Here is a 23,489-nt window from a genome sequence, read left to right on the forward strand (position 1 = left end):
GCATGAAGAGATCCTCGACGCCGCATGCCTCCGGACAGCGCCGCCTGCTGGCCGTGCTGCTGATCGCCCTCGCGCTGGGGGCGCTGGTCGTCGTGGGCTTCGGCGCCGCCGCAGATCGCGGCGAGGGGGTCCGGTACGTCGGCACCGGGGAGGGACCGACGTGGGAGGCTCCCGAGATCGAGGAGCCGTCCCTGCCGGAGCTCGCTCCCGAGCAGGAGCAGAGCAGCCCGCCGGCCCCTCAGCCGCGTCCGGGCGGTCGCGTGGCGCTGCGGGTTCTGCTGGGCCTGGGAGCACTCGCACTGGTGGCGCTCGCCATCTGGGTGTGGCTGCGAATGCGGGCGCTGGCCGCCCCGGCGCCCGATGAGGCGGGGATGGCCGATGCCGACCTCGAACAGGACGCCCTGAGCACCCAGCAGGCTCGCAGCGCTCTGGAGGAGGCGCGCGAACGGCTCTCCGCGGTGGTGGATGCGCATGATGCCGTGATCGCGGCGTGGCTGGCCCTGGAGCGGGCGATCGCCGCAGCCGGGGTACGGCGCCGCCCCTCCCAGACCACGCTCGAGTTCGTGGTGGCGGTGCTCGCGGCGGTCGAGCTGGAGCGCGCGGCGCTGCAGGAGATCGCCCACCTGTACCGTCGGGCGCTGTTCGATCCGGCGCCGCTGACCGAGCCGGACCGACGCCGGGCGCTGCAGCTGCTGGAGACGCTGCTGGGGCAGCTGGATGATGTGGCGGAGAGGAGTGCGCGATGACATCGACACCCCGCAGCCTGCGCGCCCTGAGTCTGCGTCTGCTGATCTGCGCGGCGGTCATCGCGCTGGCCGCCGCGGTGGGCCGCATGGTGGGGCTGCTGTTCCCCCTGCCGTATCTGGTCACGTTCGCGGTGCTCGCAGCGGTCCTGTGGTGGCTCTTCTCCCGCGGCTCCGCAGCGTCGGACAGCCTCGACTTCCCCGCCTATGACCTGGACGGCGACTATGCCCTGCCGCATGGCCAGGATCAGCGGGTGCGCCGCCTGGAGGATCTGGTCCACGGCGCCCTGCCCGGGCGGCGCATGACACAGCGAGGGCTGGCGATGACGCTGGGGCGGATCGCCGCGCAGCGCCCGGCCGATGCCCCGCCGCTCAGCCCGGACCTCACCGCCTGGATCGACTCCGCCGCCAACGCCGATGCCCAGCAGCATCCCGTGCGGCCCGTGGACCGCCGTACCCTGCACCGTTATCTCAGAGAGCTCGCCGCCGGCGAGGAAGGGGACCGATGACCGAGCCGATGTATGAGCCCGATGACCCGGCGGACGGCCAGCGGACCGCCGACGCCCCCGCCACGCTGAGCGTCGAGGCGGCGGGCGAGGCCGCGACCGCCGTGCTGGATGCGGTGGAGACCGCGGTGGTGGGCAAGCGGGAGGCCCTCGAGCTGTTGCTCACCGGCGTGCTCGCCGGCGGGCATGTGCTGTTGGAGGATCTGCCGGGCCTGGGCAAGACCTTGGCCGCCCGTTCCTTCGCGCAGGCGCTCGGGCTGCCGTTCACCCGCGCCCAGTTCACTCCGGATCTGCTGCCCGCGGATCTCACCGGTGCGGAGGTGTTCGACCAGCGCAGCGGTGAGTTCGTGTTCCGGCCCGGCCCGGTGTTCACCGGTCTGCTGCTGGCCGATGAGATCAACCGCACCCCGCCGAAGACGCAGTCCGCGCTGCTGGAGGCGATGCAGGAGCGGCAGGTGTCGGTCGAAGGCACCACCCGGCCTCTCCCCCGCCCCTTCCATGTGCTCGCCACCGCCAACCCGATCGAGCATGAGGGCACCTACCCGCTGCCCGAGGCGCAGCTGGACCGCTTCCTGCTGCGGCTGTCCTTCGGCTACCCCACCGCGGAGCAGGAGTGGGATGTGGTGGCGCGGCGCATCGGCCGTCGCCGCGAGGAGCAGAGCGTCACCCAGGTGCTGGACGGCGCGGGGCTGCTGGCGGTGCAGGCCGCGGTGGAGACGGTGCATGTAGAGGACAGCGTCGGCCATTACGCCGTTCAGCTGGTGGCCGCGACGCGCGAGCATCAGCATGCGCTCGTCGGCGCGTCTCCGCGCGGGACTCTCGCGCTGATCACCTGCGCGCGGGCGCTCGCGCTGATCCGCGGCCGCTCCTACGTGGTGCCGGAGGACATCAAGGCCCTCGCGCACCCGGCGCTGGACCATCGCGTAACGGTCAAGCCGGAGCTGTGGCTGCAGAACATCACCGGCCACGGCGTGGTGGAGGCCGTGCTGGGGCAGGTTCCCGTGCCGGCCGCGGTCGAGCCGCCCGCCACGTCATAAGGCGGGGACGGATCTGAGGCGGGATACGACGTGATGATGCTCGGACCGACGCCGGCGCTGCGCCGGGCTGCGGTAGCCGGTGGCGTGGCGCTGCTGCTCGCGGTGCTGCTGGGCCGCGAGCAGCTGGTGCTGGTAGGGCTGCCGCTCGTGCTGTGGGCGGTGCTCGCGCTCGCGCTGCGGTTTGCGCGCGGGCAGGACACGGCGCTGGCAGCACCTCGGCTGCGGGTGAGCAGCCAGGACCTCGAGGAGGGCGCCACCGCTGCCCTCACGGTCCCCGGCCCCCGGGGCATGCTGACCGCGGCAACGATCCCGCCGCCCCCGCAGGCGGACCTGGCGCCGCGGCGCGGAGCTCTCGCCGGAGAGGGCAACCTGCCGCTGCGGCTCACAGCGCGCCGCTGGGGCCGCATCCGGGTGGGTCCCACCCATGTGCTCATCGCCGATCCCTTCGGGGCCTTCCGGGCGCAGCAGCAGCTGCAGGAGCTGGAGGTGCGGGTGGTGCCGACCTCCGTCGTGCTCGACGCCCCGGCGGTGGTGCCGACGCCGCTGGGCATCAGCGGGGTGCATCTGTCCCGTCGGCGCGGAGACGGGACCGCGCTCGCGGAGGTGCGTCCGTTCCGTTCCGGGGACCGGCTGCATCGCATCAACTGGCCGGTGACCAGCCGCACCGGCACTCTGCACACCAATGCGACGTTCACCGAGCAGGACACCGATGTCCTCATCGTCACCGACACCACGCTGGACATCGCCCCGGCGCCCTGGGCCGCGGGGGATGCGCCGACGAGCCTGGATATGACGATCCGGGCCACCACGGCGATCGCCCGCCACTATCTGACGCTGGGCGACCGGGTGGCGCTGACGGATCTGGGGCACCTGATCGGGCCGGTGCCGGTGGGCTCCGGTCCGCGGCAGCTGCGGGTGCTGACCTCGGCGCTCGCCCAGGCGGGGCGTGCGGATGGTCTGCTGCGGCGGGTCAACCGCATCCGGTCGGTGCGCCCGGGAACGCTCGTGGTGGTGTGCTCCCCGCTGCTGGGTGAGGAGGTCATCGCCCAGATCGGCCGACTGGTGGCTTTCGGCGGGGATGTGATCGTGGTGGACACCCTGCCGCCGAGCATCGGGGAGGTGGGGGTGCTGCGCGGCCGACCCGTCCAGGCGGAGGGCGTGGACCCGCTGCGCTGCTGGCCGGAGGCGTGGGCGCTGCGGCGCCTGCTGCGGCAGGGCACGATCGCGGAGCTGCGTCAGGCGGGGGTGCCGGTCACCGCCTGGGAGGGGCCGAGCTCTCTGGCGCCCATCCTCACGTCCCTGTCCGCCGCCCGCACCGCTCCGCGCCGCAGGAGGTCCTGATGCCGCGCCCGCCGAGGTTCATCGATGCGACCGCTGAACAGCTACTGCAGCTGCGGGTGGTCTCCTCCCACCAGTGGCTGCTGCGGCTGATCGGCGCAGCGGCCGCTCTCGCGGCGCTGACGCTCGCGCTGTCCGGGCAGTTCTCCGCGAACCTGGGGGCCCTGATGGTGTCCGGGCTGGTGGTGATCGGGGTGCTGGCGCAGATGCGCTGGCCGGATACGGAGCTGGGGCTGCTGGGTCCGCTCGCGATCGTGCTCGCGGTGATGGCGCGCCCGCAGCTGCCGCTGTGGCTGGCTGCCGCGGTGGGTCTGCTGCTGCTGGTGGCGCATATGTCCTTCGCCGCGGCCGCGATGTTCCCGGTGCACGGGGTGCTGAACCGTTCCGGATGGTCGCTGCTGCTGCGCGCCGCCGGAGCGGCGATCGGCCTTGCCGTGCTGGGCAGCGCCCTGGTCACCGCGGCGATGGGCGTCGTGCTGGGGCCGTGGGCGATGCTTCCCGCGGTGCTCGCAGCGCTCGCGCTGTTGGTCGCGATGCTGCCGCGCGCCCCGCTGGACGGCTGAGAGCCGGGCTGAGCCCGCGCCGCTACCGTGGGGCCCATGTGGCAGATGATGGAGCTCCTGTACGGGCACAAGAAGCGGATGGTGTCACGCGAGGACGCCCTGCCGGGGCGCGACGCGTACCCGTACCCGCTGCTGCGGGAGCACCTGGTGCTGGGCACCGACATGCTGGGCCCGGATGCCCCGGAGGATCCGGCGCCCTGGCCGGATGGCAGCGAGGAGCTGATCCTGGCCGGCGGCTGCTTCTGGGGCATCGAACGGATCGCCTGGCAGGTGGAGGGGGTGCACACCACGTCGGCAGGCTATGCAGGCGGCTGGACCCCGCACCCCACCTATGACGAAGTGTTCTCTGCCCTGACCGGGCATGCGGAGGCGGTGCGGGTGATCTACACCGGCGGCGAGTCGGTGCTGCGGGCGCTGCTCGAGCAGTTCTGGCAGCAGCATGACCCCACCACCCTGCATCGGCAGGGCAACGATGTGGGCACCGAATATCGCTCAGCCGTGTACTGGACCTCCCCCGCGCAGGGCGAGGTGGTGCGCGAGAGCGCCCGCCTCTACCAGGCGGCGCTGGATGCCGCCGGTCGCGGCACCATCACCACCGAGCTCTCGCCGCTCGCCGAGGCGGGCTGCGGCGTCTACTACACCGCCGAGGCGGAGCATCAGCAGTTCCTGGCCCGCAACCCAGGCGCCTACTGCAATCACGGCTTCAACGGGGTGGCGTGCTCGCTGGGCTCAGGGGCGGGCTGAGGCGAGCCTGAGATTGTGGATAACTCGCCTGATGTCTGTTCGCGTGCGGCGCGTGGATCGGACAGACTGGAGCCATGAGCACCACTGCGCAGCCCCCTGTGCCCGCCCCCTCCGCTCCCGCTGTGAGCGTCCTCGCCCGCGCCGATGAAGGCCCCTGGGCCCGCTACCGCATCGTCGCGCTCGTGGATCTGGGCGGCGGTGAGCTGCTCGCTGCTTTCGATGGTCGCGAGACCGGCTTGGATGTCCCGGATCCGACGGGCCTGGTGCAGCGCCGTTCCCTCGATGGTGGCCGCAGCTGGGGAGACTTCGAGACCCTGCGCGATGCGGACCGAGAGGGTCGCCAGTGGTACTGCGATCCGGCGTTCCTGCGGGATCCGCGCACGGGCCGCCTGGCGATGTTCCACACCCACGCCAAGGACCACGGGGTGTGGAATGCGGTGGCCGGCACCGATGACGATGACCGCGATGTGCTGGGTTCAGCGGTGGGGCTGTCCGATGACGGCGGGCGCACCTGGGACTTCCGCTCGGTGACGGCGGTGGCGAATCCGCCGGAGCTGCTGCGCACCGCCTTCCCCACCTCTGGCTCGTCGATCGTGCTGCGGCATGGCCCGCATGCGGGGCGCTGGCTGCAGCCCTACGCCGGCTGGTTCTGGAAGGACGGGCAGGTGGGCGATGAGCAGGTGGTGCGCTCCTATGTCCTGTTCTCCGATGATCAGGGCGAGACCTGGCAGCGGGGCGAACCGGTGGGCGAGGACATGGACGAGACCACGATCGTGGAACTCTCCGACGGTGCGGTCCTGCTGAACTCCCGCGACCATCATCGGCGTGGCTACCGCCGCTTGGCGGTCTCTCGGGACGGCGGTCAGAGCTGGGAGGACCGCGGGATCGATGAGACCTTCGTCGATCCGGGGAACAATGCGCAGCTCGCGCGGCGCTTCCCGGATGCGGACTCGGCGGACCCACGCGCTCGCGAGCTGCTGTTCTCCAATGCCCGCGACCGCGCTGAGCGTCGCCGCGGCACCCTGTCCCATTCGGCCGATGACGGGGCGACCTGGCAGGACGTCCTCGTGTTCGAGCCGGGGGCGCTGGACTACTCGGTGGTGCAGGGACTCGAGGACGGCGCAGTGGGCGTGCTGTGGGAGGTCGAGTCCCGCGAGATCCGTTTCACCCGGATGGAGGCCGCGGACCTCGACGCGGCGATCACCACCGGCAAGCCCGTGGTGATCAGCGCCTGACGCGCATGACCGCTTCTGTTCAGGGGGCGACCGCCCGCCGTTGGGTGCCCCGGCTGCTGGCGCTGCTCGGCACCCTCGCGTACGGGCTGCTGGGCACCCAGCAGCTGCGCCTGCTCATCGCCCAGTCCTGGGATCTGGGGATCTTCACGCAGCTGCTGCGCGCCTACGGGGAGCTGCGCGCCCCCATCGTCCCGATCAAGGGCGATGAGGTGAACCTACTGGGCGATCACTTCCACCCCCTGCTGGCGCTGCTCGCACCGGTGTGGTGGATCTGGCCGGATCCCGCGGCGCTGCTGTGGACCCAGGCGCTGCTGCTGGGCATCTCGGCGATTCCGCTGACCCGGGTGGCGATCGACCGCCTGGGCCCCTGGCCGGGAGCAGTCGCCGGGGCGGCGTACGTGTTCTCCTTCGGGCTGCAGTCCGCGGCTGCGGTCCAGTTCCATGAGATCGCGCTGGCGGTGCCGCTGCTGGCGTTCGCGCTCACGGCGCTGCTGCGCGATCAGGCGCGCGCCGCCGCGCTGTGGGCCGCTCCCCTGGTACTGGTCAAGGAGGATCTGGGACTCACGGTCGCGCTGCTCGGCGGGATCATCGCCCTACGCTACCGCTCCGATATCCCGCGCCGCCGCCTGGGGCTGGGACTCGTGGCCTGGGGCATAGTGTGGTTCGTGCTGGCAACCTTCGTGATCCTGCCGGCGCTGAACACGGGTGGGCAGTACGACTACACCGATAATCTCGGCTCACCGCTCGCGGTGCTGTGGCCGCTGCAGAAATGGGTCACAGCAGGAATGCTGCTGCTGGCGGCGGGAGTGATCGGCGCTCGCTCTCCGCTGATCTGGCTGATGGCCCCCACCCTAGCGTGGCGCTTCACCGGGACGGTGGAGTTCTACTGGGACTGGTACTGGCATTACAACGCGGTGCTCATGCCGATCGCGCTGGCCGCGCTGCTGGATGCGCTCGGTGATCGCCGTGACGGCCGGGCAGCAGCCTGGCTGCGCACCGATGCGCCGCGTCCCCCGCGCGCCGTGCGGGTCATCGCGCTGGTGCTCGCGGCTGGGGTGACGCTCGCGCTCGGTCCGCGGATGCCGGTGGCCGATGTGGTGCGCCCGGACCGCTGGGAGCCGACGTGGCGGGCCGCACCGGCAGCGGGCGCGCTCGCGGCCGTGCCCGATGGGACGGTGCTCGCGGTGGACATCACGCTCATGGCCCAGGCGGTCCCGGACCATGACGTGCAGTGGGTGCACGGCCCCAATCAGCGCCGCCCGGACTGCCTGCTGCTGGACCACTACGCCTTCTCCTGGGGCGGCAAGCCGCCGAGCTCCCCCGTGCAGTGGGCATCCGAACGCTGGAGCACTCCCTACGAGACGGTCTACTCCGAGGGCGGGTTCGCGGTCGTGTGCCTGCCGGGCGTCACCGTGAAGAGCTAGCCCCTCGACGGGCGCACCGGGTCAGACGGCCTCGCGGGGGTCGATGGCGTCGAGTCGGCGGGCCGGGCGAGGACACTGGTCAGGGCGCGTTCGCGATGCTCGCGCTCCCGGCGAGCCCGGGCCGATTCCCAGCGCAGACGCCAGGGCGAGTACCGCTCCGCGGCGAGCGCGAGCTGCAGACCGCGGGTGAGCGCCAGATCCGTGGGCGAGGCCGGCAGGTCGGCGAGCTCTGCAGCGCGCTCGGGCAACAGGTGCCCGCGCCCGCACGCGCTCCAGCGGACGGCCACCTGGAGGATCCGCGACCGGGTGTCCAGCAGGGAATGCCCGGCGCCGGGGATCTGGATCAGCTGGGCGCCGGGGATCCGGGCAGCGAGCTCCCGGGCGATCATCGGCGGGGAGATCAGGTCCCGGCTGCCGGAGAGCACGAGCGTCGGCGCGGTGATACGGCGCGAGAGCTCATGCAGGTCATACGGCTCACCGGTGAAATCGGGGACGGCACGGGCCTGCTGGGCGGCCAGCAGCAGCGGGTCCAGCGGCCCGCCGTCGGCGTGGGCGCCGCTACCCAGCTGGGTGTGCAGAAGACGACTGGTGAGGTCGAACTCGGCGATGAAGGGGGTGGACTGCAGCCAGCCCTGGGTGAGGACCTGGCGGACGGAGGACCAGGTGAGGCCGCCGCGGCCATGCGCCAGCAGATCCACGAGATCGGCGACGGCCTCCGTCCCGCCGTGCTCGTGCACGGCCAGCACCACGGCCCCGGCCCGCTCGATGTCCACGGTGCCGTCCGCGGCCAGGCGCCGCAGGGCCCGGGCCGTCGGGGCGGTCGCGGGCTCGGTGCCCTCCCAGTAGAGCGCCCGCAGGGCCCGCTGGGCGATCGCCTCATCACTGGCGGAGGTCAGCGGGGAGTCCAGGACGAGGGAGTGCACCCGCTCGGGGTGCAGGGCCGCGAGCAGCTGCGCGAGGTAGGCGCCGTAGCCGGTGCCCACCACCGCCACCTGCTCGGCGCGGGCGTGGTCCAGCACCGCCAGCAGGTCCGGCAGCACTTCCTCGAGGCGAATCGCCTCGGCGGGCAGGTCCTGCCCACGATCGTCCAGGCGGGAGAAGCCCACGCCACGGTGCTCCATCATGATGACGTCCAGGCCCCTACCGGCGAGGCTGCGGCGCAGCACGTCATAGGGCAGGACGGAGGCGCGCGAGGGCCCGTCGGGCAGCAGCAGGACGGGCACCTGCGGGGCGGGGGTGGGTGGCCCGACGGGCCTGGCCCCGCTGGTCCCGCTCCGGGGGTGTTCCCGGCGCCGACGGGGCGTGGTGCGGGCGTAGCGCAGCGGGAACAGCTCGGGGCGCGCGGAGTCGATCTCGCGGTAGACCGTCATGAGGTCATTGCGCAACTGCAGCAGATCGTCCTGGGTGACGCGGTCGAAGAGGTCCCCGGGCTTCTTGCGCCCGATCATCACCGCGCTGCCCCGCCGAGGGTGCGCCACAGGAACGTGTACATGAGGGCGTTCATGCGCGCCGCCTGCCCGTTGTCCGCTGCGCCCCCGTGGCCGCCCTCGATGTTCTCCCACGAGCGCACATCGGCCCCCAGCGACTCCAGGGCCGCGGTGAGCTTGCGGGCGTGACCGGGGTGGACGCGGTCATCCCGGGTGGAGGTGAGCACGAAGGCGGGCGGGTACTCCACGTCCTCGCGCAGCAGGTGGTAGGGGCTGAACGTGCGGATGAACTCCCAGTCCTCGGTATCGGGGTCGCCGTACTCGGCCATCCAGGAGGCACCGGCCAGCAGGTGGGAGAAGCGCTTCATATCCAGCAGCGGCACCTGGATGATGACCGCGCCGAACAGCTCCGGGTACTGGGTGAGCATGTTGCCGGTGAGCAGCCCGCCGTTGGAGCCGCCGCGCACCGCGAGGTGCTCGCGGTCGGTGACGCCGCGCTCGATGAGGTCCTTCGCCACGGAGGAGAAGTCCTCGTAGGCCTTGTGGCGGTTCTGCTTGAGGGCGGCGCGGTGCCAGCGTGGCCCGTACTCGCCGCCGCCGCGGATGTTCGCCAGCACGTAGGTGCCACCGCGCTCGAGCCAGGCCTTGCCGATCGCGCCCAGGTAGCCGGGGGTCAGGGATACCTCGAAGCCGCCGTAGCCGTACAGCAGGGTGGGGCTGGGTGCATCGTCCCCGCTCTCGCGCGGGCGAGAGATCTCGAAGTAGGGGATGCGGGTGCCGTCGTCGCTGGTGGCGAAGTGCTGGGTGACCTCGAGACCCTCGGCGTCGAAGCGGGCGGGCGCAGCCTTGATCTGCTCGAGCTCACCGGGCTCGCCGCCGTCGGCGACGCCTGCGAGGTCGCCGACGTACAGGGTGGTGGGGCGGATGAAATCGGTGACGGTCAGCCAGATGCGGTCATCGACATCGGAGTCCACCGCGGCGACGGACAGCGACCCGTTCAGCTCCGGGTAGAGGTCCCGCCGCACCCAGGCGCCGTGCTCATCGCGGGTGTGGACCTCCAGGCGATGCACGACGTCCTCGAGGATCGTGAGTACCACCGCGGTGCGGGTGATCGTCATGCCCGCGAGCGACGTCGTCTCGGTGGGTTCGAAGAGCATGTGCAGCTCGGGGTCCCCGTTCATGAAGCGGGCGAAGTCCCCCACCACGAGGGAGCCCGACGGGTAGGTGTCCTCCCCCACCTGCCAATCGCTGCGCGGCGAGAAGATGCCGAGGTCCCGGTGCGCGGTCACCTCGAGGTCGCGGGGGACGTCCACTGCGGTCAGCGCGGGCGGCTCCTGCTCGCGGTCCACGACGTGCACGGTCGTGTCGTAGAAGGCGTGGGCCTCGATGATCCAGTCCCGCTCCCAGCCCGGGGTGGAGTCATGGCCCATGAACACCGACATGTCCGTGGCGGGCACCTCGTGGACCAGCTGCGCCTCGGCGAGCGCGGTGCCGCGCCGCCACAGCCGCACCTGGCGCGGGTAGCCGGAGGTGGTCATGGTGTCCTCACCGAAGTCGGTGGAGACCCACAGGGTGTCGCGGTCGATCCAGGAGACCCCGCCCTTGGACTCGGGGCGCACGAAACCCCCATCGGCCGGATCGACGAACGCGCGGGTCTTCAGGTCGAACTCGCGGGTGACGTCCGCGTCGGACCCCCCGTGGGACAGAGAGATCAGGGCGTGGCGGTAGGGCTCACCCTCAGCGGGGCGCAGCAACTGAGCACCGTGCCACACCCAGTCCTCACCCTCGGTCTCGTTCAGCGCATCGAGGTCCAGCAGGATCTCCCACTCAGGCTCGTCGGTGCGGTAGGAGTCCCAGGTGGTGCGGCGCCACAGGCCGCGCTCATGCTCGGCGTCGGTCCAATAGTTGTAGAGGTGCTCGCCACGGGCGGTGACGCCGGGGATGCGGTCCTTCGCATCGAGGATCTCGCGGATCTCGCGCTGCAGGGTCTCCGCGAGCGGAGCACCCTCGGGGTCCGACGGGTCCGCGACCGCATCCAGCTCCGCTTCGGCCCGCGCATTGCGCTCCCGCACCCAGACCAGGGCCTCGTCTCCGGTGACGTCCTCGAGCCAGAGGTGCGGGTCGGTGCTGCCGTCGGGGGCGGGCAGCTGCGGGGTGCGGGGATCGGCGGTCATCGGCTCTCCTGGTGAGTGGTGGTGAAGTCGGTCAGGGTGCGCTTCCAGGCGTCTTTCCAGACGGCCCGCGCATCGGCGTCATCAAGTCCCTTGTGCTCGATCGAGAGGGTCGAACGGCCTTCGTCTTTGGCAGTGATGTTCACGCTGAGGCGCGAGCCGTCCACGAGGCCCGCTCGCCAGTAGCGCCACTTCTCTGTGTCGGTGAGGGAGGGATCCTGGATCCCGAGCTCGGCGCGGCGCGCAGCGGTCATGAAGGCATCCCAGCTCTCGCGCACCTCATCGGGCGTGCCGGCCAGGGTGCGGGAGGCGGAGGCGGAGAAGTCCCCGCGGCAGCTCTGCCCCACCACGCGGCGACCGACCACCTGCTCGTAGGCGACGGTCACGCCCTGCGCCCACCAGTCAGTGATCTCGAATCCCTCGATGAGGGCCCGCGCGATCCCGGCGTGGTCGAGCTCGCGCGCCCCGAGATCATCGAGCCGCTGAACCCACGTGGCCAGTGGGGTTCCCGTGGCCGCGACGATGCGGGCGGCGTGCGGGTGCTCAGCGGGTGGGATCGCGACGCTCATGACCCCAGCCTACGGCGCAGGGCAGGTATGCGCGGGCCATGGAAGACTGCCCGCATGCGCCGACGTCATCTGCTGGCCCTGCCTCCCCTGGCCGCGCTGGCCGCCTGCACCGGACCCGAGCCGGATCCGCCCACCGGTCCGGGAACCTCCGATGGCGGCGGTGCGAGCGATGCCGGCGGTGCTTCCGACAGCGGTGGCTCCTCCGATGCCGGGGGCGCCGAGCCCTCCCCCTCCCCGACTCCGCCGAGCGCCGCGGAGCAGCTGCTGGAGGAACTCACCGACCGTGAGCTCGCCGGGCAGCTGGTGCTGGTGGGCATCACCGCCGGCAGCACCCCTGATCCGGCGCTGCTGACCGAGCATCACGTGGGCGGGTTCTTCCTGCTGCAGGTGTGGCAGGAGGCCGCCGCGGTGGATGCGGTCATCAGCACCGCCCGTGAGCAGTCGCGAGAGGATCTGCCGCCGCTGATCGCCGTGGACCAGGAGGGCGGGCAGGTGCGGATGCTGCGCGGCGAGGCAGCCCGCCGCACCGACTCCGCCGAGGTGCTCGGGGCCGCCGGTCCCGACGCGGTGCGCGAGGCGTACGGGATGATCGGCGAGGATCTCGCCGCTCGTGGCATCCACCTGAATCTCGCCCCGGTGGCCGATGTGGTCGATCCGCAGCTGGGCGGGAGAAACGAGCCGGTCGGTGGATTGGACCGCGGCTTCGGCACCGATCCCGAGCACGTGGGCCAGTGCGTGAGGGCGGCCGTCGAGGCTCTCGCCGAGCAGGGGGTGGGTTCGACGCTCAAGCATTTCCCGGGCCTGGGGCGGGTGGAGCGCAACACCGACTTCTCCGCCGAAGGCATCGAGGATGCGACGACGACCCTGGATGATCCGTTCCTGGACTCCTTCGCGGCGGGGATCGCGGCCCGCGCCGAGGCGGTGATGCTGTCCTCGGCGATCTACCCGCAGCTCGAGCCGGAGGTGCCGGCGATGTTCTCCTCCGTGGTGGTCACCGAGCTGCTGCGCGAGCAACTGGGGTTCACCGGCGTGGTGATGACCGATGACATCGGCGCCGCCAAGGCGGTGCAGTCGGTGCCGGTCGCGGAGCGGGCCACGCGTCTGCTGGACGCGGGTGGGGATGCGGTGCTCACGGCAGATCCATCCCTCGCCGGCCAGCTGGTCGATGCGATCCAGCAGTGGGCGGAGGAGACCCCCGAGCAGGCGGAGCGGGTGCGGGAGTCCGCCGGGCGGATGCTCGCCCTGAAGCAGGCGCGGGGCCTGCTGTGAGGCTCAGTCGGCGTTGTCGAGCGTGATCAGGTGGTTCACGGGGCCGTGACCGTCGGCGCTGCGGGAGATCTGCCAGTCGCGGGCGTTCTCCGTGGCGGAGGCGAGGAATTCGCGGGCGGAGGCGATGATCGTGATCATGTCGTCGTCGGTGCCGGGTTCGCCGATCTCCTCAAGCTCCCCGGCGCGGTCGAATTCCGCGATGCGGGCCAGCTGCGCGGCGATCGCGGCCGACAGGGTCGTTCCGGCGCCGCGGACGCGTCGGCCGGGCACGCGCTGTGCCCGCAGCAGGTCGGTGCCGCCGGGGTGGACCAGCACATCCACCACGTCTTCGCCCTCCAGCAGACCGCCGGTGATCAGCACGGTGGCGGGGCCGCGGGCCTGCAGCGCGAGCGCATGCTCACGCATCTGCTCGATCGAGGGGGCGACGGCCTCGCCCAGCAGCTGCGCGGCCTCGGCCATGGTGAGCGTGAGGACGTCCACCATCTGCAGCAGCTGCTCGCCGATCGCGCGGGCGCCCTCGGCGGTGATGAGCGCGGTCCCGTCGGCCGCGACCATCACCGGATCCAGCACGATGCGGCCCAGGCGCGAGCGGTGGGCGGTGAGCGCCTGCGCAAGGGCGTCGACGTTCTCGGCGCTGCCCAGGGCACCGATCTTGGTCGCGTCGATCCACAGATCCTCGGCGACGGCGTCGATCTGGGTGCGCAGCAGCGGGCCGGGCAGGGGACGGCTCTCGCGCACGCCCCGCGTGCTGACCGCCGTGATCATGCTGACCGCGGAGGCGCCGTAGACCCCCAGTGCCGTGAAGGTCTTGAGGTCGGCCTGGATCCCGGCCGCGCCGTCGGACTGGGAGTCGGCGATGGTCAGGACGAGGGGCGGACGCATACGGTCTCCACCTTTCGGCGAACGGTCGGCGGCGCCGCCCTGCGGGGCGCCTGGTGGCCCGGAGTGTACCGATCATGCCTGCGACGCCACCTCGTGCGAGAATCGGGCGGGGAGCACGGCACCGTGGGGAGGCGATGATGGGCCAGGAGTCGCAGCAGGACGAGGGACTGCCAGATCTGTCAGCGCGTAGCGCCGCGAGCACCGGGCCCGCGACCCTCGGCGAACCGTCGGAGCGGGCGCGCGGCCGCACCCGCACCACCATGCTCGCGGTGATCATCGGGGCTCTCGTGGTGCTGGGCGTGGTGGCCCTGGTGCTCTCGCAGACGGTGTTCCGGCCCGTGCTGGCCGACGGGCCCGAGAAGACCTACGACACCGCACCGCGCACCGCCTCAGGGCAGTCGGAGTACGTCCCGGATCCGAACGACCCGGACATCGCCCCGCCCCCGCCGATCTTCACGCAGAAGCCCACCACCGCGTGCACGGTGCCCGGGTACACGGATGCGCAGCCGCCCTCGGGCCCCGATCAGGTGCGCGGCGGGAACCTGGAGTACACGATGCCGAGCCAGTGGGGGTCCGACTGGTTCGCCCATTCGCTGCCGTACATGACCCAGATCGGGGCGGAGGCGCGTCACCTCGAGGACGGCTGGTACAGCGTGGTGAGCCTCGGGGCGGTGGAGTTCCCGGAGGATGAGGGCGGCTATCCGGGGCTGGAGGCGGCGTCGGTCGCGATCTTCCAGTGCTACGCCACCACAGCGGGCGTGGTCTCCCACTTCGGGCAGTCCCCTGAGGTCACCGACTACCGCTCGGAACCCATGACGGTCGATGGTCACGCGGCCTGGATCGTCCAGGCCACGTACCATTTCGAAGACCCGGAGATGCTCGAGACCACCTCCGCCTCGATCGTCACCGCGATCGTGGTGGAGACCCCCGCCGGGCCCAGTGCTGTGGCCAGCGATGTCGCTGCCGACCAGCCCGATCACGTTCAGAACCTCGAGGACATCATCGCGAGCCTCACCGTCGTGGCCTGAGCCGCGATCCATTCCGCACTAGGAGACACCGTGCATACCTCACCGCAGTTCAGCCCGACCACGCAACAGCAGCCTCCGCAGCGGCCCGGGGGCGGGGCGCTGCTGGTGGGCGGGCTCGCTTTCGCGCTGGTGTTCCTGCTGATCGTCGGCGGCACCGTGGTGTACCTCGTGCTGCGCGGCGGGGGACAGGGCGGTGCGGGTGGCCCCACCTCCCCGGAGACCTCCTCGATCGCGGAGAGCCCATCCGAGGACGAGCCCTCGTCGAGCGAGACTGCGCCCCCGCCGGCCGAGGAGGAGCGCTGCTGGTCCTCCCCCCGCACCGAGCGCACCTCCACGAACCCCTCGGGGATGCTGCGCGGCGGCGGCTTGCAGTTCATCCCGCCGGCCACCTACGACGGGCGTGACCTGCCCCCGGGCGTGCCGTTCCTCAACGACGCCCAGGGGGTCAATGCGGCCGCGGAGGGGACGTGGGTCTCGACGGTCTGGGTCGGGGCGGTCGAGTGGCAGCCGGGGGTGGAGTATCCGGGGGCGGAGGCAGCCTCGGAGCGGATCGTGGACTGCCTGTTCCGCACCTCGTATCTCTGGGAGAGCACGTCGGGGCGCTCCCTGGATGACAAGGTCACCGAGCCGGTGACGATCTCCGGCATGTCCGGCTACCGCACCACGGCGCGTCTGAATTGGGAGTCTTCGAAGCTGGAGAAGATCCAGGCCGTGGATCTCATGGTGGTTGTGGTGGACACCCCGGAGGGACCGAGCATGTTCGGCGCGGACACCGCGGTGGGGATCGCGTCCCATGAGAAGGCGATCGAGGACGCCTACGATTCGCTGACCGGCGTCTCCTGACCATCACCGGGCAGCGGGATGGTCAGGAGACGGGATGATCAGTCGCCGCGCAGGATCGCGAGGATGCGCAGAACCTCGACGTACATCCAGACCATGGTCACGGTGACACCGAAGGCCACGCGCCAGGCGTAGGGCCGCGGCACCCCGGCGGCGGCCGCATTCTGGATGTCCTCGAAGTCCATGACGAGGGAGTAGGAGGCCATCGCCACGGCGAGGCCGCCGATCGCCAGGCCCAGCATGCCGTCGCGCAGGCTCTGCCCGGTGGCGATCAGAAGCACGATGTTCACCAGGCCGAAGAGCAGATAGGCGATCATCGCGACGAAGAAGATCTTGTTCAGGCGCGGGGAGGTGCGCAGCACGCCCACCCGGAACAGCACCAGGACGGTGCCGGCCACGATGAGGGTGCCGGTGACAGCCTGCAAGGCGATACCCGGGTAGATGATCTCCATGCCGGCGGAGAGGCCGCCCAGAAGCAGGCCCTCGAACCCGGCATACAGCAGGGTCAGGATCGCGGAAGGCTTGCGCCGGAAGGCATTGACCAGCCCCACGACAAGGGCGCCGAGGAGACCGACCACCAGGGCCAGCATGCCGATCCCGGCACCGAGGGCCTGCCCCTCCTCCCCGGCGACCAGGCCGAAGGCGTGGGGCAGCAGGGTGATGCCACCGCCGATCACGATGACCAAGCCCAGGGACGCGGTGATCGCGTTGAGAGCATCCCGCAGAGTCATACGGCCGGTGTCGTAGCCGCTCGCGGCAGGCCGCGCATACATCGCTTCGAGGTTCTCAGTGCTCGCCTGCTGACCGAAGTCCGAGGACCACTGCGTGCCGGGCCCACCCTGCGGGGACTGGCCAAACTGGGGCGCACGGTACTGCGCGCCGGACTGCACGGACTGGTCGCGGCCAAAGACGATGTTGTGGCGTGCCATGGGGCTCCTTAACTGGGGCATGCACCGATCAGACAGGTCCACTGTACCGAGGGGCCCGCCGTGCCGCCTGGGCGCACGCTGTGCCGTGAGCGAACGGTGACCTGCTCCCTCAGGGCCGCGGACCGAAGATCGCCGAGCCCACGCGCACGATGGTCGCGCCCTCCTCGACCGCGATCTCGAGGTCGCCACTCATGCCCATCGACAGCTCGGTGAGTCCGTCGATGCCGGTGGCCGCCCGCGCGGCATCGCGCAGCTCACGCAGGGACCGCAGGGAGGCCCGCACGACCTCGAGGTCAGTGGTGTTCGCGCCGATGGTCATGAGGCCGACGGGCCGCAGCACGGGCGATTCCCGCAGCCGCTCCAGGATGCCGGTGACCGCCTCGAGCTCGGGGGCGAATCCGCCCTTGGACTCCTCCCCGGAGGTGTTGACCTGCACGAGCACCTCGAGGGTCTTCTCGGCCATCTGGGCGCGGCGCTCGAGGGCATCGGCGATATCGGGCCGATCCACGCTGTGGACCATCTGCGCGAAGGCCACCACGTCCCGGGCTTTGTTGGTCTGCAGGCGGCCGATGAAGTGCCGGGGCACGCCGTTGTCCGCGAGCAGCGGGTCGGCATGCTTGGCGATCTCCTGGGCGCGGTTCTCCCCCACCGCGATGCGGCGCTCGCGCTGCCGCAGCAGTTCGATTACCTCGGCGATCTGGGCGGGGGTGCGCAGCTTCGTGGCCAGCAGCAGCGTGATCTCCTGCGGGTCGCGGCCCACCCGGCGGGCCGCGGCGTCGATGCGCTCGAGCACGCCATCGAGGCGGTCGACGAGCTGGTCGGGAGCGGGCGGATCGGGGACGGTCTGCGCGGAGGTCATGGGCTCTATTGTGGCCGACAGGGAAGAAGTGACGACGTCCGCTCGTCCATCACATGGGACCGGACCCACTCCAACGCGAAGACATGGCTGGCGATGCCGTAGTCCAGCGTCACCCGCTGATAGGCCGCCACCTCGGCCAACTCATCAGGCACCTCCGCCCGATCGAACCCGTCCGCAACCTGCTGAAGACGGGCCAGGTCGGCGGTGATGAGCGCCTCCATCCGCGACACGATGCGGCGGCGTTCGGCGGGCGCCGCCAACCCCAAAAAGAACAGCCGGGACAGGATGGCAGTCTCGGTATCCCCGCTGGCCATGTCCCCGGTCATCCACTCATGGAAGGCAGCGCGCCCCGATTCGGTCACCCGGTAGACCTTGCGTCCACGGGCGCCCACGTGGCCAACCTCGATCCGGCCATGCTCGCGCAGTCCGTCCAGTGCGCGCTTGATGCTGCCCGAACTGGCGCTGTAGAAGAGCGACACCCCGGACTCGAAGGCGCGGATCAGGTCATACAGGCTCATCGGGCGCAGCAGGAGCAATCCCAGGATCACGTGCGCCATCGCCCCATCGTAGCCGTTGATTCGCCGACACATATCGATTAGACATGTCTCGTAGAGATATCGAGGAGTCTTGCATGATGCACCCCCTGAACACCTGGCTGAACGCCACTCTTCGTCCCGCCCTGGACCGCGTGACCCGTCGCCGCGCGCCGCAGCTGCCCGCACCTCAGGTACTCATCGAGACTCCGGAGATCAGCTTCGGCTACGGCGATCTCGAACAGCCCTTCCACCCTGCCAGCATCGGCAAGAACTTCCTGGCCGTCGTGATCGGACGGCTCGTCGAGGACGGCCGTCTCAGCCTGTCCACCCCCATCCGGGAGGTGCTCGGTGAGCGGATCGACCTGGCGAGGCTGCCTGCGTTCCCCGGGGTCGATCCAGGTCGGGACATCACCGTGGAGCTGCTGCTCGCCCATCGCGCCGGGTTGCCGGACCCGTTCCTGCCGCCACGCGGCTTCCGAACTGCCTGCTCGCTCACGGCGATCGCCGCTGATCCGTCCAGGGGGTGGGCCATCGAGGATTTCGTCGCCGAGATGACCGGGCTGCCGGCCGCAGCTCGCCCGGGCGGACGCTTCCACTATTCCGATGGTGGATACGCCCTGTTGTCCTTGCTGGCCGAAGAGGCCGGCGGGGCACCCATTGCCGACCTGCTGCACCGGGAAGTCTTCGCACCGGCGGGCATGACGCGGACCCACCAGTTGCGCCCCGGGGCGGAGCCCGAAGGATTGTCCCCGATGCTGCTGGCCGGCACGGATGTCAGCCGCATGCCCGCGCTCAGCATCGGATCGGTGGACGGCGGCGCGATCACGACCGCGCACGATCTCATTGCCTTCCAGCGTGCTGTGTACGAGGGGCGCCTGATCTCCCCGGAACTGCTCGCGGACCTCACGCGGCCGCGCTCGCGGCTGCGACCGGGCATCCACTACGGCCTCGGATTCGCGACCCTGCAGTTCGACGGGTTCATGCCGTTCATCCTGCGGGGCCTGCCCCGGCCGGTGGGCGGCCTGGGACTGACCGCAGCGCACGCGTTCCACTACCGCGACCACGACGCCCACGTGGTGCTGAACTTCCATTCCACCCGCGCCATGAACCAGAGCTTCCGGACCCACATCGCCATCGCTCGGGCTCTGGCCCGCCGACCCCTCTGACCGTGGCCCGTCGGCCCACCGCGGTGCCCCCACCGGGACTCGAACCCGGACTGTGCCGATTTTAAGTCGGTCGCCTCTGCCGATTGGGCTATGGGGGCGCGTGCCGGGGTGCGCGTCCCCGGTCTCCTCGCAGGGGCTCACCTTATGCTGGAGCGCACCATGACGGCTGTGATCCGGTCCCTCGCGGACTCCCTGCGACGGTTCGGCGACGATCGCCTCGAGGCGCTGCTCGTCGCCCGGCCGGACCTCGCCTCGCCGCCACCGCGGGGCGTGGGGCCGCTGGCCGCCCGCGCGGCCGGACCCACCTCGGCCCGACGGGCCCTGGACGCCCTCACCCTGCCGGAGCTGCATCTCATCGAGGCGCTCGCGGTGATCCCCGATGGCTCCTCCCCCGCGCAGTTGGCCGCCGCCGTCGGCGCCGGTCCCGAGGAGATCACCGGGGCGCTCGAGCGCGTGATCACCCTCGCACTGGTGTGGGGCGAGGATGAGCTGCACCTGATCCGGCCGCTGCGCGAGGGGCTGCGCACCCCGGCGGGGCTCGCCGCCCCGGATCCCGCCGATCCGGCCCCGGAAGAGGCCGCGCAGATCATCGAGCGCTCCCGCGAGGATCTCAGCTCCGTCCTGGAGACCCTCGCCTGGGGGCCTTCCGCGGTGGCGGGCAGCGGGAAGCTCGCCACCCAGCTCATCGCCCGCGGCATCGTGGTCGCCGGGGACGACGGTCAGCTGCGGATTCCCCGCCCTGTGCAGCTGGCGTTGCGCGGTGGCCGGGTCCACGCCGCCCACCATGCTCGTCGGCCCCTGCCGGAGGGAGAGGCACTCATCGAGACGGTGCCGGGGTCCCGCACTGCGCAGGCGGTCGAGCTGGCCTTCGAGGCGCTGCGTCTGGCCGCGACCGTGCGCTCCTTCGACGATGACCCGCCGGGGGTGCTGCGCCGCGGCGGCCTGCCGCAGCGGGATCTGCGGCGCCTCGCCGAGCGGGCGGGCACCCCCGTCTCGACGCTCGCCACAATCCTGCAGGCCGCCTGGCAGGCGGGGCTGATCGGCCATGACGGGCAGGAGTGGCATCCCACGCGCGACTGGGACGAGCATGCGCTGCTGCCCGCCGAGCAGCGCTGGGCGGAACTGGTGCTGGCCTGGGCACGCGGCCACCATGTGGCTTCCCTCGCGGGCACCGCGGATCCGACGGGGGCGCCGCGGCCGCTGCTGTCGGATCAGACCCGCCGTGAAGGCGTGCGCACGCGCCGCGGCGCCCTGCTGCGCGCCCTGCAGACCACCCCGTCTCTCAGCGCGACCGAGGAGTCGCTCGCCCGCAGCCTCGCCTGGGCGTTCCCGCGGGTGCCCGCCGAGGTGATCCGGGAGGAGACCGCGGCGCTGCTGACCGAGGGCCGGGTGCTCGGCGTGATCGAGGACGGGGCCCTCACGGCGCTCGGGCAGGAGCTCGTGGCGGTGCTCGAGGAGCCCGCCCCGACGGCCCATGAGCGCCTCGCGGCGTGCCTGCTGCAGCTCGCACCGCCGCCGGTCACCGAGGTGCTGCTGGATGCGGATCTCACCGCGGTGGTGCCGGGTCGGCCCGCCCCGGAGCTGCTGGTGCTGCTGGACTGGACGGAGGTCATCTCCCGCGGTGGTGCACTGACCCTGCGTTTTACCCCCGCCGCGGTGCGCCGCGCGATCGGTGAGGGTCGGGACGCCGATGCGCTGCTGGCCCTACTGGAGAAGGCCTCCCGCTCCCCCATCCCGCAGGCCCTGACATATCTGCTGCGCGATGAGCAGCGCCGTCACGGCCGGATTCGGGTGGGGCGCGCCTCCACCGTGCTGACGGCCGAGGCGGAGGTGCTGGATCTGCTGCAGGCATCCCCGGAGGCCACGGCCCTGCAGCTGCGACGCCTGGCCCCTACGGTCGCGGTCACTCTCACCGATCCGGGGTTCGCTCTGCAGGTGGCGCGGGAGGCGGGGCTCGCTCCGCAGGCCGTCGGGCCCGACGGCGCCCCCGCCCCCGAGGACCTCACGCATTCTCTGCGCGGCGGCCCGGTGGAACCGGACCTGGTCACCGTGGAGGGCCCGGAGCTGCGGATCCCGGCTGCGGAGGCGGTGGCCCGCATCCGTGCAGCCGATGCCGGTGAGCAGGAGAAGTCCCTCACCGACCGGCTGCTGGAGGCGATTGCGGAGGGCCGCGAGCTGCGCCTGGGCGTGGTGGATGGTCGCGGCGGCATCGAGACGCACCAGGTGGTGCCGCTGTCCCTGGAGGGCGGACGGCTGCGAGCCCGGCAGGCCGATGGCACGGAGCTGAGCGTCCTGGTGCATCGCGTGACTCTGGGATGAACGCGCTGAGTGGCCCCTTTGCTCAGCGCAGCGAATTTCGGGCTACAATTTCAGCCGCCAGGAACGGTCACTGAACGCTCCGTCCTGGACGAACGCCGTCGGCATCCGCGCCGGCGGATGATCTGACCACAGGACCACGAGGGGAAGACCATGACTGTTCCGAACTCCGGCTTCGACGTCGAAGCCATCAAGAAGAATGCGCTCATTGCGACGATCGTCGGCTTCCTCTGCGGCGGCGCGATCCCGGGTGTGCTTGGCCTGCTCGGCTACCTGAAGGCCGATACCGAGCCGGAGACCGCCAAGAAGTTCACCAAGTGGGCCTGGATCGCCTTCGCGATCATGTGGGTCCTCACGATCCTCGGCATCATTCTGTACGTCGTGTTCGTCGGCGTGCTGATCGGCACGACGACCACCTACTGATCCACCCCTGCGCACAGCACCGCAGCGCGAAGGCCCCGGACCTCCTGGTCCGGGGCCTTCTGCGTGGGGTGATCAGCTCTCGGTCGAGGCGGCCTGGGTCTCCTCCCCGGCCTCCCGATCCACGGCGCCGTGGGTCACGCCGCTCTTATCGGCGTCGGCGTCGGTGCGCACCTCGGTGCGGTCCCCGGTCCACTCCACGTGGTAGCTGCCGTCGCGGTCCACGCGCTTGTAGGTGTGGGCACCGAAGAAGTCACGCTGCGCCTGGACCAGGGCGGCGGGCAGACGCTCAGCCCGGATCGCGTCGTAGTACGCGAGGGTGGAGGCGAACACCGGGGCGGGGAACCCGGCGCGAGCGGCGTAGGCCACCACGCGGCGCCACGCGGGGATGCACGCGGAGATCTCGCGGGTGAAGTACTCATCGGCCAGCAGCAGCGGCAGCTCGGTGTTGCGCTCGTAGGCCTCGGTGATGCGGTCCAGGAACTTCGCCCGGATGATGCAGCCGCCGCGCCAGATCTTCGCCATGTCCCCCAGGGTGATGTCCCAGTCGTACTCCCGGGCGCCCTTGGCGATCTCCTCGAAGCCCTGCGAGTAGGAGACCAGCTTCGCGGCGTACAGCGCCTTCTGCAGGTCGTCGATGAACTGCTCGCGGTCCTCGACGGGCACGTCCTCGGCGTGACCGGGCAGGACCTCGCGGCCGGCGGCGCGCTCCTGGGCGGCACCGGAGGTGGAGCGGGCGAAGGTGGCCTCGGCGATGCCGGTCACCGGAACCCCCAGGTCCAGGGCGGTCTGCACAGTCCAGGCGCCGGTGCCCTTCTGGGCGGCCTGGTCCAGGATCACGTCCACCAGCGGATGGCCGGTGGACTCATCGACGTGGGCGAGCACCTCACCGGTGATCTCGATGAGGAAGGACTCCAGGTCCCCGCGGTTCCACTCCTCGAAGACCTTGCCGATCTCGGCGGCCTCCATGTTCAGCGCCTTGCGCATGAGGTCGTAGGCCTCGGAGATCACCTGCATGTCGGCGTATTCGATGCCGTTGTGCACCATCTTCACGAAGTGCCCGGCCCCGTCGGCTCCCACATGGGTGCAGCACGGCTCGCCGTTGACGTGCGCGGAGATCTTCTCGAACATGGGGCCCAGGCGGTCGTAGGACTCCTTCGTGCCGCCGGGCATGATCGAGGGGCCGTTCAGGGCTCCCTCCTCACCGCCGGAGACACCGGTGCCCACGAAGTGCAGGCCCTTCTCCTTGAGCGCGGCCTCCCGCCGACGGGTGTCGGTGAACAGCGCGTTGCCGGCGTCGACGATGATGTCGCCGGTCTCCATGTGGGAGGCGAGCTCGTCGATCACGGCGTCGGTCGCGGCACCGGCCTTGACCATGATGATCGCCACGCGAGGCTTCTGCAGGGAGGCCACGAAGTCGGCGATCGACTCGGACGGGAAGAACTCGCCCTCGGAGCCGTAGGTGTCGATGACGTGCTCGGTCTTGC

Annotated in this window: 22 protein-coding genes and 1 tRNA gene; 14 read left to right on the forward strand and 9 right to left on the reverse strand. The window is 71.3% G+C overall.

Annotated elements, in window-relative coordinates; genetic code table 11:
- Positions 1-2: 2 nt before the first annotated feature.
- From CJ197_RS07485 to CJ197_RS07520, 8 genes are all read left to right on the forward strand, one after another.
- Entirely contained in the window at positions 3-746 is a 744-nt protein-coding gene (locus CJ197_RS07485) for a DUF4129 domain-containing protein (protein ID WP_102236120.1), read from the forward strand.
- Positions 743-1,252, forward strand: coding sequence for a hypothetical protein (locus CJ197_RS07490; RefSeq protein ID WP_102236121.1), 510 nt, complete (start codon positions 743-745; stop codon positions 1,250-1,252). Before CJ197_RS07485 ends, CJ197_RS07490 begins: the two co-directional genes overlap by 4 nt.
- Before the next feature lie 8 nt (positions 1,253-1,260).
- Complete coding sequence (locus CJ197_RS07495) at positions 1,261-2,286, forward strand: MoxR family ATPase (protein ID WP_102236231.1); 1,026 nt, start codon at positions 1,261-1,263, stop codon at positions 2,284-2,286.
- Between the two features lie 36 nt (positions 2,287-2,322).
- A complete protein-coding gene (locus CJ197_RS07500; protein ID WP_158239407.1) occupies positions 2,323-3,627 on the forward strand; it encodes a DUF58 domain-containing protein in 1,305 nt (434 codons plus the stop codon).
- Positions 3,627-4,187, forward strand: a complete 561-nt coding sequence (locus CJ197_RS07505; RefSeq protein ID WP_102236123.1) for a hypothetical protein — start codon at positions 3,627-3,629, stop codon at positions 4,185-4,187. Before CJ197_RS07500 ends, CJ197_RS07505 begins: the two co-directional genes overlap by 1 nt.
- Positions 4,188-4,223: 36 nt before the next feature.
- Positions 4,224-4,931 carry a peptide-methionine (S)-S-oxide reductase MsrA gene (gene msrA / locus CJ197_RS07510; RefSeq protein ID WP_102236124.1) on the forward strand — a complete coding sequence of 236 codons (708 nt, stop codon included), beginning with the start codon at positions 4,224-4,226 and terminating at the stop codon, positions 4,929-4,931.
- Between the two features lie 74 nt (positions 4,932-5,005).
- Positions 5,006-6,166 (forward strand): exo-alpha-sialidase, encoded by a 1,161-nt coding sequence (locus CJ197_RS07515; RefSeq protein WP_102236125.1) that lies wholly within the window; start codon positions 5,006-5,008, stop codon positions 6,164-6,166.
- 5 nt (positions 6,167-6,171) lie between these two features.
- Positions 6,172-7,590, forward strand: coding sequence for a DUF2079 domain-containing protein (locus CJ197_RS07520; RefSeq protein ID WP_102236126.1), 1,419 nt, complete (start codon positions 6,172-6,174; stop codon positions 7,588-7,590).
- Here CJ197_RS07520 and CJ197_RS07525 read toward each other — a convergent pair.
- The 3 genes from CJ197_RS07525 to CJ197_RS07535 are packed head-to-tail and all read right to left on the reverse strand — an operon-like array spanning position 7,587 to position 11,757.
- Positions 7,587-9,038 carry an alpha/beta fold hydrolase gene (locus CJ197_RS07525; protein ID WP_102236232.1) on the reverse strand — a complete coding sequence of 484 codons (1,452 nt, stop codon included), beginning with the start codon at positions 9,036-9,038 and terminating at the stop codon, positions 7,587-7,589. The two genes, CJ197_RS07520 and CJ197_RS07525, sit on opposite strands and share 4 nt — an antisense overlap.
- Positions 9,038-11,191, reverse strand: coding sequence for a prolyl oligopeptidase family protein (locus tag CJ197_RS07530; RefSeq protein WP_102236127.1), 2,154 nt, complete (start codon positions 11,189-11,191; stop codon positions 9,038-9,040). Before CJ197_RS07530 ends, CJ197_RS07525 begins: the two co-directional genes overlap by 1 nt.
- Positions 11,188-11,757 (reverse strand): hypothetical protein, encoded by a 570-nt coding sequence (locus tag CJ197_RS07535; RefSeq protein WP_102236128.1) that lies wholly within the window; start codon positions 11,755-11,757, stop codon positions 11,188-11,190. The genes CJ197_RS07530 and CJ197_RS07535 overlap by 4 nt, the downstream gene beginning before the upstream one ends.
- A 54-nt stretch (positions 11,758-11,811) precedes the next feature.
- Between CJ197_RS07535 and CJ197_RS07540 the strand changes: the two genes are divergently transcribed.
- Positions 11,812-13,026: a glycoside hydrolase family 3 N-terminal domain-containing protein gene (locus CJ197_RS07540; protein ID WP_102236129.1), complete on the forward strand. Its 1,215-nt coding sequence runs from the start codon at positions 11,812-11,814 to the stop codon at positions 13,024-13,026.
- Between the two features lie 3 nt (positions 13,027-13,029).
- Here CJ197_RS07540 and CJ197_RS07545 read toward each other — a convergent pair whose 3' ends face one another.
- On the reverse strand, positions 13,030-13,908 hold the full coding sequence (locus CJ197_RS07545) for a hydroxymethylpyrimidine/phosphomethylpyrimidine kinase (RefSeq protein ID WP_102236130.1): 879 nt from the start codon (positions 13,906-13,908) through the stop codon (positions 13,030-13,032).
- Between the two features lie 134 nt (positions 13,909-14,042).
- Here CJ197_RS07545 and CJ197_RS07550 point away from each other — a divergent pair, with 134 nt between their 5' ends.
- Together CJ197_RS07550 and CJ197_RS07555 are read left to right on the forward strand one after the other, a co-directional pair.
- On the forward strand, positions 14,043-14,936 hold the full coding sequence (locus tag CJ197_RS07550; RefSeq protein ID WP_233190727.1) for a hypothetical protein: 894 nt from the start codon (positions 14,043-14,045) through the stop codon (positions 14,934-14,936).
- 30 nt (positions 14,937-14,966) lie between these two features.
- Positions 14,967-15,779 carry a hypothetical protein gene (locus CJ197_RS07555; protein ID WP_102236131.1) on the forward strand — a complete coding sequence of 271 codons (813 nt, stop codon included), beginning with the start codon at positions 14,967-14,969 and terminating at the stop codon, positions 15,777-15,779.
- 38 nt (positions 15,780-15,817) lie between these two features.
- On the opposite strand, the gene CJ197_RS07560 is transcribed toward CJ197_RS07555, so the two are convergent.
- From CJ197_RS07560 to CJ197_RS07570, 3 genes are all read right to left on the reverse strand, one after another.
- Entirely contained in the window at positions 15,818-16,705 is an 888-nt protein-coding gene (locus CJ197_RS07560; RefSeq protein ID WP_102236132.1) for a Bax inhibitor-1/YccA family protein, read from the reverse strand.
- A gap of 109 nt (positions 16,706-16,814) precedes the next feature.
- Entirely contained in the window at positions 16,815-17,564 is a 750-nt protein-coding gene (locus CJ197_RS07565; RefSeq protein ID WP_102236133.1) for a YggS family pyridoxal phosphate-dependent enzyme, read from the reverse strand.
- Between the two features lie 5 nt (positions 17,565-17,569).
- The gene (locus CJ197_RS07570; protein WP_102236134.1) at positions 17,570-18,121 is read right to left on the reverse strand and encodes a helix-turn-helix transcriptional regulator; all 552 of its coding nucleotides are present in this window, start codon (positions 18,119-18,121) and stop codon (positions 17,570-17,572) included.
- Positions 18,122-18,195: 74 nt separating this feature from the next.
- Here CJ197_RS07570 and CJ197_RS07575 point away from each other — a divergent pair, with 74 nt between their 5' ends.
- A complete protein-coding gene (locus CJ197_RS07575) occupies positions 18,196-19,266 on the forward strand; it encodes a serine hydrolase (RefSeq protein ID WP_102236135.1) in 1,071 nt (356 codons plus the stop codon).
- 24 nt (positions 19,267-19,290) lie between these two features.
- On the opposite strand, the gene CJ197_RS07580 is transcribed toward CJ197_RS07575, so the two are convergent.
- A tRNA-Leu gene (locus CJ197_RS07580) sits at positions 19,291-19,364 on the reverse strand.
- Between the two features lie 61 nt (positions 19,365-19,425).
- Between CJ197_RS07580 and CJ197_RS07585 the strand changes: the two genes are divergently transcribed.
- On the forward strand, positions 19,426-21,585 hold the full coding sequence (locus tag CJ197_RS07585; RefSeq protein WP_102236234.1) for a helicase-associated domain-containing protein: 2,160 nt from the start codon (positions 19,426-19,428) through the stop codon (positions 21,583-21,585).
- A gap of 150 nt (positions 21,586-21,735) precedes the next feature.
- Positions 21,736-22,005, forward strand: coding sequence for a hypothetical protein (locus CJ197_RS07590; RefSeq protein WP_102236136.1), 270 nt, complete (start codon positions 21,736-21,738; stop codon positions 22,003-22,005).
- A gap of 72 nt (positions 22,006-22,077) precedes the next feature.
- Here CJ197_RS07590 and gndA read toward each other — a convergent pair.
- On the reverse strand, positions 22,078-23,489 hold a 1,412-nt coding region (gndA, locus tag CJ197_RS07595; RefSeq protein WP_102236137.1), incomplete at its 5' end, for an NADP-dependent phosphogluconate dehydrogenase.

The organism is Brachybacterium sp. UMB0905, assembly GCF_002871795.1.
Lineage (GTDB): Bacteria > Actinomycetota > Actinomycetes > Actinomycetales > Dermabacteraceae > Brachybacterium.

Excerpts from the sequence above, each read along its gene's own strand:
- CJ197_RS07485 (WP_102236120.1), top strand. The coding sequence starts at position 3 with ATGAAGAGATCCTCGACGCCGCATGCCTCCGGACAGCGCCGCCTGCTG.
- CJ197_RS07490 (WP_102236121.1), top strand. The coding sequence starts at position 743 with ATGACATCGACACCCCGCAGCCTGCGCGCCCTGAGTCTGCGTCTGCTG.
- CJ197_RS07495 (WP_102236231.1), top strand. The coding sequence starts at position 1,261 with ATGTATGAGCCCGATGACCCGGCGGACGGCCAGCGGACCGCCGACGCC.
- CJ197_RS07500 (WP_158239407.1), top strand. The coding sequence starts at position 2,323 with ATGCTCGGACCGACGCCGGCGCTGCGCCGGGCTGCGGTAGCCGGTGGC.
- CJ197_RS07505 (WP_102236123.1), top strand. The coding sequence starts at position 3,627 with ATGCCGCGCCCGCCGAGGTTCATCGATGCGACCGCTGAACAGCTACTG.
- msrA (WP_102236124.1), top strand. The coding sequence starts at position 4,224 with ATGTGGCAGATGATGGAGCTCCTGTACGGGCACAAGAAGCGGATGGTG.
- CJ197_RS07515 (WP_102236125.1), top strand. The coding sequence starts at position 5,006 with ATGAGCACCACTGCGCAGCCCCCTGTGCCCGCCCCCTCCGCTCCCGCT.
- CJ197_RS07520 (WP_102236126.1), top strand. The coding sequence starts at position 6,172 with ATGACCGCTTCTGTTCAGGGGGCGACCGCCCGCCGTTGGGTGCCCCGG.
- CJ197_RS07525 (WP_102236232.1), bottom strand. The coding sequence starts at position 9,038 with ATGATCGGGCGCAAGAAGCCCGGGGACCTCTTCGACCGCGTCACCCAG.
- CJ197_RS07530 (WP_102236127.1), bottom strand. The coding sequence starts at position 11,191 with ATGACCGCCGATCCCCGCACCCCGCAGCTGCCCGCCCCCGACGGCAGC.
- CJ197_RS07535 (WP_102236128.1), bottom strand. The coding sequence starts at position 11,757 with ATGAGCGTCGCGATCCCACCCGCTGAGCACCCGCACGCCGCCCGCATC.
- CJ197_RS07540 (WP_102236129.1), top strand. The coding sequence starts at position 11,812 with ATGCGCCGACGTCATCTGCTGGCCCTGCCTCCCCTGGCCGCGCTGGCC.
- CJ197_RS07545 (WP_102236130.1), bottom strand. The coding sequence starts at position 13,908 with ATGCGTCCGCCCCTCGTCCTGACCATCGCCGACTCCCAGTCCGACGGC.
- CJ197_RS07550 (WP_233190727.1), top strand. The coding sequence starts at position 14,043 with ATGATGGGCCAGGAGTCGCAGCAGGACGAGGGACTGCCAGATCTGTCA.
- CJ197_RS07560 (WP_102236132.1), bottom strand. The coding sequence starts at position 16,705 with ATGGCACGCCACAACATCGTCTTTGGCCGCGACCAGTCCGTGCAGTCC.
- CJ197_RS07565 (WP_102236133.1), bottom strand. The coding sequence starts at position 17,564 with ATGACCTCCGCGCAGACCGTCCCCGATCCGCCCGCTCCCGACCAGCTC.
- CJ197_RS07570 (WP_102236134.1), bottom strand. The coding sequence starts at position 18,121 with ATGGCGCACGTGATCCTGGGATTGCTCCTGCTGCGCCCGATGAGCCTG.
- CJ197_RS07575 (WP_102236135.1), top strand. The coding sequence starts at position 18,196 with ATGATGCACCCCCTGAACACCTGGCTGAACGCCACTCTTCGTCCCGCC.
- CJ197_RS07585 (WP_102236234.1), top strand. The coding sequence starts at position 19,426 with ATGACGGCTGTGATCCGGTCCCTCGCGGACTCCCTGCGACGGTTCGGC.
- CJ197_RS07590 (WP_102236136.1), top strand. The coding sequence starts at position 21,736 with ATGACTGTTCCGAACTCCGGCTTCGACGTCGAAGCCATCAAGAAGAAT.